6 protein-coding genes are annotated in these 7,201 nt (G+C 69.7%); 4 read left to right on the top strand and 2 right to left on the bottom strand.

Annotation, left to right across the window (positions count from 1 at the left end; all coding sequences use genetic code 11):
- Positions 1-439, bottom strand: a 439-nt coding sequence (locus BGO22_RS17390; protein ID WP_286851965.1) for an aminotransferase class III-fold pyridoxal phosphate-dependent enzyme, incomplete at its 3' end; no start/stop codon positions are given.
- Positions 440-558: 119 nt separating this feature from the next.
- On the opposite strand from BGO22_RS17390, the gene purU reads away from it, so the two are divergent.
- Positions 559-1,407: a formyltetrahydrofolate deformylase gene (purU, locus tag BGO22_RS17385; protein ID WP_070399430.1), complete on the top strand. Its 849-nt coding sequence runs from the start codon at positions 559-561 to the stop codon at positions 1,405-1,407.
- 106 nt (positions 1,408-1,513) lie between these two features.
- On the top strand, positions 1,514-2,383 hold the full coding sequence (locus BGO22_RS17380) for a LysR substrate-binding domain-containing protein (RefSeq protein WP_286851963.1): 870 nt from the start codon (positions 1,514-1,516) through the stop codon (positions 2,381-2,383).
- A gap of 31 nt (positions 2,384-2,414) precedes the next feature.
- Here BGO22_RS17380 and BGO22_RS17375 read toward each other — a convergent pair whose 3' ends face one another.
- Positions 2,415-2,837 carry an Hsp20/alpha crystallin family protein gene (locus BGO22_RS17375; RefSeq protein ID WP_070399428.1) on the bottom strand — a complete coding sequence of 141 codons (423 nt, stop codon included), beginning with the start codon at positions 2,835-2,837 and terminating at the stop codon, positions 2,415-2,417.
- A 185-nt stretch (positions 2,838-3,022) separates the two neighbouring features.
- Here BGO22_RS17375 and BGO22_RS17370 point away from each other — a divergent pair, with 185 nt between their 5' ends.
- Both BGO22_RS17370 and BGO22_RS17365 read left to right on the top strand, forming a co-directional pair.
- Entirely contained in the window at positions 3,023-4,525 is a 1,503-nt protein-coding gene (locus tag BGO22_RS17370; RefSeq protein ID WP_286851961.1) for an FAD-linked oxidase C-terminal domain-containing protein, read from the top strand.
- Between the two features lie 49 nt (positions 4,526-4,574).
- On the top strand, positions 4,575-7,201 hold a 2,627-nt coding region (locus BGO22_RS17365), incomplete at its 3' end, for a PAS domain-containing protein (RefSeq protein ID WP_286851960.1).

Below are 7,201 nucleotides of genomic sequence, written 5' to 3'. Positions count from 1 at the left end.
CGCCGTGGTAGCCGCGCTCGCGGCCGATGAAGAGGTTGCGCTGGCCCTCGCCGCGCGCGCGGTGGTAGGCCAGGGCCACCTTCATGGAGGTGTCGGCCGCTTCGCTGCCCGAGTTGCAGAACAGCACCTTGTTCAGGTCGCCGGGCGCCAGGGCCGCGATCATCTCGGCGGCTCGGAAAGCCTTGTCGTTGCTCACGCTGAAGGCGGTGGCGTAGTCCAGCGTGTCCAGCTGCCGCTTGATGGCCTCGTTGATGGGCTGGCGGTTGTGGCCCGCGCCCACACACCACAGGCTGGAAATGCCGTCGATGACCTGGCGGCCGTCGTGCGTGGTGAAGTGCATGCCGTCGGCGGCGACGAAGATGCGCGGGTCCTTGGCGAAGCTGCGGTTGGGCGTGAAGGGCAACCACTGGTTGTCCATGTTGAAGTCGTTGTAAGCCATGCGGCGTCTCCTGCGAGCGGTGATCCGGGCATTCTGGCACCGCCCCCGCGCGCCGGGGGCGCCACTGCCCGACCCCGCGCCAGGCCCACTGGCGGCCGCCCTGCGACAATCGCGCCGCCATGGAAAACACCTACGTCCTCACCCTGTCCTGCCAGGACCGCCCCGGCATCGTGCACGCCGTCTCGGGCTTTCTGTTCCAGCACGGTGGCAACATCGAAGAGGCAGCCCAGTACAACGACCACGACACCGGGCTGTTCTTCATGCGCGTGCAATTCGCTTGCGCGCAACTGAGCCAGGCCGAGCTGCGCGAGCGCCTGGGCGCCTTCGCCGAACCCTTCGGCATGCGCTGGGGCCTGCACCCGCTGGCGCAACCGCTGCGCACCGTGCTCTTCGTGAGCCGCGAAGGCCACTGCCTCAACGACCTGCTGTTCCGCTGGAAGAGTGGCCTGCTGCCGCTGGATATCCGCGCCATCGTCAGCAACCACCGCGACTTTTACCAGCTGGCGGCCAGCTACAACGTGCCCTTCCACCACATCCCGGTGACGGCCGCCACCAAGGCCCAGGCCGAGGCGAAGCAGCTGGAGATCATCCGCGCCGAACAGGCCGAGCTGGTGGTGCTGGCGCGCTACATGCAGATCCTGTCCAACGAGCTGTGCCGCGAGCTCTCGGGCCGCGCCATCAACATCCACCACAGCTTCCTGCCCAGCTTCAAGGGCGCCAAGCCCTACTACCAGGCGCACGACCGCGGCGTGAAGCTGATCGGCGCCACCGCCCACTACGTGACGGCCGACCTCGACGAAGGCCCCATCATCGAACAGGACGTGGCCCGCGTGGACCACACCGACACGGTGGAAGACCTCACCGCCCTGGGCCGCGACACCGAAAGCCAGGTGCTGGCGCGCGCCGTGAAATGGCACGGCGAGCACCGCGTGCTGCTCAACGGGCACAAGACCGTCGTGTTCAAGTGATGCAAGACCTCATCAACGCCGAACGGACCGCCGCCGGGCCGCCCCAAGGCGGGCCAGCCCCCGCGGGGGGCAGCGACCCGCGCCAGCGGCGGAGCGTGGGGGCGTGATGACGGCGCGCATCCCGCCCATCCAGTGCCTGCTGGCCTTCGAGGCCCTGGCGCGGCTGCGCAGCGTCACGCAGACGGCCGACGAGCTCAACGTCACGCCCAGCGCGGTGAGCCACCGCATCCGCCAGCTGGAAGAGATCCTGGGCACCAAGCTGTTCGGCCGCGCGGACTTCTCGCTCACCACCGACGGCATCGAGTACCTCACCCACGTGCGCGACGGCCTGGGTGCCCTGCAGCGCTTCCCCAGCCAGAAGGCCGCGCCTGGGCGGCGCAAGCTGCGCCTGGCCATCACCCCCACCTTCGCGCGCTCGGTGGTGCTGCCGCGCCTCAAGCAGTTCAGCGACACCTATCCCGAGATCGACCTCACGCTACAGGTCAGCATCCCGCTGCTGGACGTGGTGGCCGAGGACGCCGACCTGATGGTGCGCTACGGCACCGGCCGCTACGCCGACGTGGAGCACCTGCTGCTGGCCAAGGACGAGGTCTCGCCCATGGCCTCGCCGGCCTTCGCGCGCGAGCACGGCCCCTTCGAGGCGCCCGAGGACCTGGAAGGCCTGCCCCTGCTGCGCAGCCCGCTGGAGCCCTGGCGCACCTGGTTCGCCGCGCACGACCTGGACTGGCCCGAGCCCACCGAGGGCTCGCAGTTCAACGACATCGGCCTGATGTGCGACGCCGCCGCAGCCGGCATGGGCGTGGGCCTGCTGCGCTACAAGCTGGCCGCGCCCTGGCTGGACAGCGGCGCCCTGGTGCCCCTGTACCCGCGCCGCGTGCCCAGCCCGCACGCGCACTACCTGTGCTGGCGCACCGGCACCATGGAGCGCTGGGAATGCGCGGCGTTCGCGCGCTGGCTGCAGCAGGCCATGGGGTGAGCGCCGCCCACGGCGCCCACCGCACTCCCACTCAATCGATCGCCAGGCGCTGGGCCGAGGTGGCGGCCTTCTTGGGCAGCGTCAGCCGCAGCACGCCGTTATCGAAGCGCGCCTTGGACGCGTCCTTGTCCACACGCTGCGGCAGCTGGAAGGCGCGCGAGACGGCGCCGTAGTACCGCTCGCTGCGCAGCACGCGCTGGCCGTCGCGCTGCTCGTCCTGCTGCTTGACCTCGGCGCGCAGGGTGACCACGTCGTCCTCGATGGTGACCTGGATGTCGTCCTTGGCCACGCCCGGCAGCTCGGCGTCCACGGTGTAGGCCACGGGCGTTTCCTTCACGTCCACCTTGATCTGCGCGGGCAGGGCGTCGCCGTGCAGCGGCTTGACGAAGAAGCCGGGCGCGACGTCGCGGAACAGGTCATCGAACAGGCTGTTGCGGGCAATGAGTCCGGTCATGGTGAAAGTCCTCCAGATTCGAGGGCGCCGCGACCACCGCGGCACCGGGGTGCCTCGAAACTGAAGTCGCCCCCCGAACATTTCAAGACCCCGCGCCCCCGCCGCTCGTCAACAGCCGCTGCAGGATTTTTCAATCCCCGCCGGGCCCGGCGCGCCTACACTGGCCCGTCACCCACGCCCCCGCCATGAACGCCCCACCCCACCCCGACCAGGCCCAGCGCCTGGCCCGCGCCGAGCGCCAGGCCGCCGTGGTGCGGGCCCTGGCGCCCCTGCTGCCCGCCCACGCGCTGCTGTGGCAGCCCGAGGACACCATCCCCTACGAATGCGACGGCCTCACCGCCTACCGCGAGCGCCCGATGGTGGTGGCCCTGCCCGAGACCGAGGCCGAGGTGGCCGCCGTGCTCAAGGCCTGCCACGCGCTGGACGTGCCGGTGGTGGCGCGCGGCGCCGGCACCGGCCTGTCCGGCGGCGCCATGCCGCATGCCCTGGGCGTGGTGCTGTCGCTGGCCAAGTTCAACCGCATCCTGCGCATCGACCCGCGCTCGCGCACCGCCACCGTGCAGGCCGGCGTGCGCAACCTGGCCATCAGCGAGGCCGCCGCGCCGCATGGCCTGTACTACGCGCCCGACCCGAGCAGCCAGATCGCCTGCACCATCGGCGGCAACGTGGCCGAGAACTCCGGTGGCGTGCACTGCCTCAAGTACGGCCTGACCATCCACAACGTGCTGCAGGTGCGCGGCTTCACCATCGAGGGCGAGCCGGTCACCTTCGGCGGCGAGGCCCTGGACACGCCCGGCCTCGATCTGCTGCCCCTAGTGGTCGGCAGCGAGGGCATGCTGGCCGTCACCGTCGAGGTGGTGGTCAAACTGGTGCCCAAGCCGCAGCTGGCGCGCTGCATCATGGCCAGCTTCGACGACGTGCGAAAGGCGGGCGACGCGGTCGCCGCCGTGATCGCCGCCGGCATCATCCCGGCCGGGCTGGAGATGATGGACAAGCCCATGACGGCCGCCGTCGAGGATTTCGTGCACGCCGGCTACGACCTGTCCGCCGAGGCCATCCTGCTGTGCGAGAGCGACGGCACACCCGAGGAGGTGGCCGAGGAAATCGACCGCATGAGCGCCGTGCTGCGCGGCTGCGGCGCCACCGCCATCGCCGTCAGCCGCGACGAGGCCGAGCGCCTGCGCTTCTGGAGCGGCCGCAAGAACGCCTTCCCGGCCAGCGGGCGCATCAGCCCCGACTACATGTGCATGGACTCGACCATCCCGCGCAAGCGCCTGGCCGACATCCTGCTGGCCATCCAGGCCATGGAGACCACCTACGGCCTGCGCTGCGCCAACGTGTTCCACGCGGGCGACGGCAACCTGCACCCGCTGATCCTGTTCGACGCCAACGACCCCGACCAGCTCCAGCGCTGCGAGCGCTTCGGCGCCGACATCCTGGAGACCAGCGTCGCCATGGGCGGCACCGTCACCGGCGAGCACGGCGTCGGTGTGGAAAAGCTCAACAGCATGTGCGTGCAGTTCAGCGCGCAAGAGAACGATCAGATGTTCGGTATCAAGCGCGCTTTTGATGCCAAAGAATTACTCAACCCTGGCAAAGTGATCCCGACCTTGCAACGTTGTGCGGAGTACGGGCGGTTGCTGGTGCGCGGCGGGCGGTTGCCGCACCCGGATCTCCCCCGGTTTTAGGGCGCTGTTCCACGCGGCAGGCCCCCTGGGCTGGGGTACATTGCCTCCAATGAGCGCCCGCCTTTCGCCCACCGATGCGCCCCTGGCCCGCCGCGACGGCGAGGCGGGCGTCAGCGAACGCGAGCGGGCCATGCAGCTGGAGCTGCGCACGCTGCGCGCCGAGAACGAGTACCTGCGCCAGCGCTACGCGCAGCAACTCAGCGGCCTGAACCCGGCGGCCGACGCGAGCCAGCCGGGGTTGCGCGCCGACCTGCCGCTGTCGCTGGTCTCGGCCCTGGACGCCGACCGCGACGGCCGTCCCGCCCAGGCCAAACTGGAGTTCGAGGCCCTGTTCGCCGCGCTCGCGAGCGTGTTCCCCATCGGCGTGTTCCGCACCGACGAGGGCGGGCTGCTGACCCACATCGACAGCCAGCTGCAGCAGATCTTCGGCCTGCAGCGCGAGGACTTTCCCAACTTCGGCTGGCTCGCCCGCGTGCACCCCGAAGACCTGGAGCGCGTGCAGGCCGCCTGGGTGCGCGGCATCTCGCGCGGCGAAAGCCTCAACGTCGAGTTCCGCATCGTCAAGCCGGGCAACGAGACCGTGTACGTGCTGACGCGCAACGCACCGCTGCGCGACGCCAGCGGCCGCGTCGTCAGCCAGCTCGGCTTCGTGCAGGACATCACGCCGATGCGCGTGCTCGAGGCCGAGGCCCGCATCAAGGACGAACTCAACCGCCAGATCATCGCCAGCAGCCCCGACTGCACCAAGGTGCTCGACCTGGAAGGCCGCGTGGTGCAAATGACCGAGCAGGGCTGCCGCCTGGTCGAGGTGGACGATTTCGAAGAAGTTCGCCTGAGCGACTGGACCACCTGGTGGCCCGACGAGGGCGGCACGCTCGCGCGCGACGCCGTCGCCGCCGCGCGGCAAGGCAAGGGCTCGCGCTTCGTCGCCTTCGGCAACACCTTCAAGGGCACGCCCAAGTGGTGGGACACCGCGCTCACGCCGATCTGCGACGCCCAAGGCCAGCCCGCCATGCTGCTGGCGGTCTCGCGCGACATCACCGAACTGCACCAGCAGCAGGACGAGATCCGCCGCTTCAATGCCGAGCTCGAAAAGCGCGTCAAGGAACGCACCGAGGAACTGGCCGAAGCCAAGGAGCGCGTGAGCATGTCGCTGGCCGAGGCGCAGTCGCTCTACAACCAGGCCCCCTGTGGCTACCACTCGTTCGACGCCAACGGGACCCTGGTGCTCATCAACCGCACCGAACTCGACTGGCTCGGCTACGAGCGCCACGAGGTGATCGGCAAGCTGAACGTGCGCGACATGGTGCCGCCCGGCGACGGCAACCAGGAACAGGTGCTGGAGCGCCTGAACCGCCTGGTCGCCGGCGAGAAGCTCGACCCGATCGAGACCGTGGTGCGCCGCCGCGACGGCAGCACCTTCTCGGCGCTCGTCAGCAGCACGGCCGTTCGCGACAGCAAGGGGCGCTTCCTGCGCTCCAACAACACACTGATCGACATCACCGCCCTGAAGGCGGCGCAGCAGGCGCTGGCCGCGCAGAGCCGGTTCATGCAGACCATCAGCGACAACGCGCCGGTGCAGATCGCCTTCTTCGACCGCGACCTCATCTGCCGCTTCGCCAACGCCAGCTACACCCGCTGGCGGGAAGACCGCTCGCACGACTCGGTGGTCGGCCTGCACCTGAGCGAGATCGCCGACCGCAAGGTCTACGAGTCCGTGCGCGAGCGCCTGAGTGCCGCGCTCGCGGGCGAGCCGCAGCGTTTCGAAGGCGAGCGCCGCTTCCCCGGCGGCGAGCCGTACTACGCCAGCATCGAGTACATCCCTTTCCAGATGGATGGCCAGGTGCAGGGCCTGATCATCCAGATGATCGACATCACCGAGCGCAAGGCCTCGGAAGACCGTGTCTCACAGGCCAACCAGCGGCTCGCGCGCGCGCTCGAACAGGCCAACGCCCTGTACAACCGCGCGCCCTGCGGCTACCACTCGCTCGACATCGACGGCATATTCGTCTCGATCAACGACACCGAGCTGGAGTGGCTGGGCTACACGCGCGACGAGGTGGTGGGCAAGCTCAACTTCCGCGACGTGATCCCGCCGCACCAGGTGCCGCTGCTCGATTCGCACATGCACCGCATGCTGCAGGACGACGCGCTCGACGGCGTGGAATACGAGATGCTGCGCCGCGACGGCACGCGCTTCTACGCGCTGGTCTCGTCCACCACGGTGCGCGATGCGCAGGGCCGTTTCCTGCGCAGCAACACCACGGTGGTCGACATCACCCGCCGCCGGGCGGCCGAGGACGCGCTGCGCCGCCAGCAGCATTTCCTGCAGTCCATCACCGACCGCGTGCCAGGCCTCATCGCCTACCTCGATGCGGACCTGCACTTCCGCTTCGCCAACGCCGAGCACCTGCGGGTCTACGGCATGGACCCGCAGCGCATCGTCGGTCAGCACCTGAGCCGCTGCGTGGCCCCCGACATCTGGGCCGACATCGAGCCGCGCATGCGCGGCGCCCTGGCCGGCACCTCGCAGCATTTCGAGGCCTGGCGCCGCATGCCCGACGGCACGCCGATCTTCATGAGCGCGAACTACCTGCCCGACCCAGGGCCGGACGGCAAGGTCCGCGGTGTGTTCGTGCAGATCATCGACATCACCGAGCGCAAGCGCGTCGAGGA

Origin of the sequence: Hydrogenophaga sp. 70-12, assembly GCF_001897365.1 — a bacterium.
GTDB classification, from domain to species: Bacteria; Pseudomonadota; Gammaproteobacteria; order Burkholderiales; family Burkholderiaceae_C; genus Hydrogenophaga; species Hydrogenophaga borbori.
The sequence above is the reverse complement of the archived record's forward strand: the minus strand, read 5'-3'. Positions and strand labels throughout refer to the sequence as shown.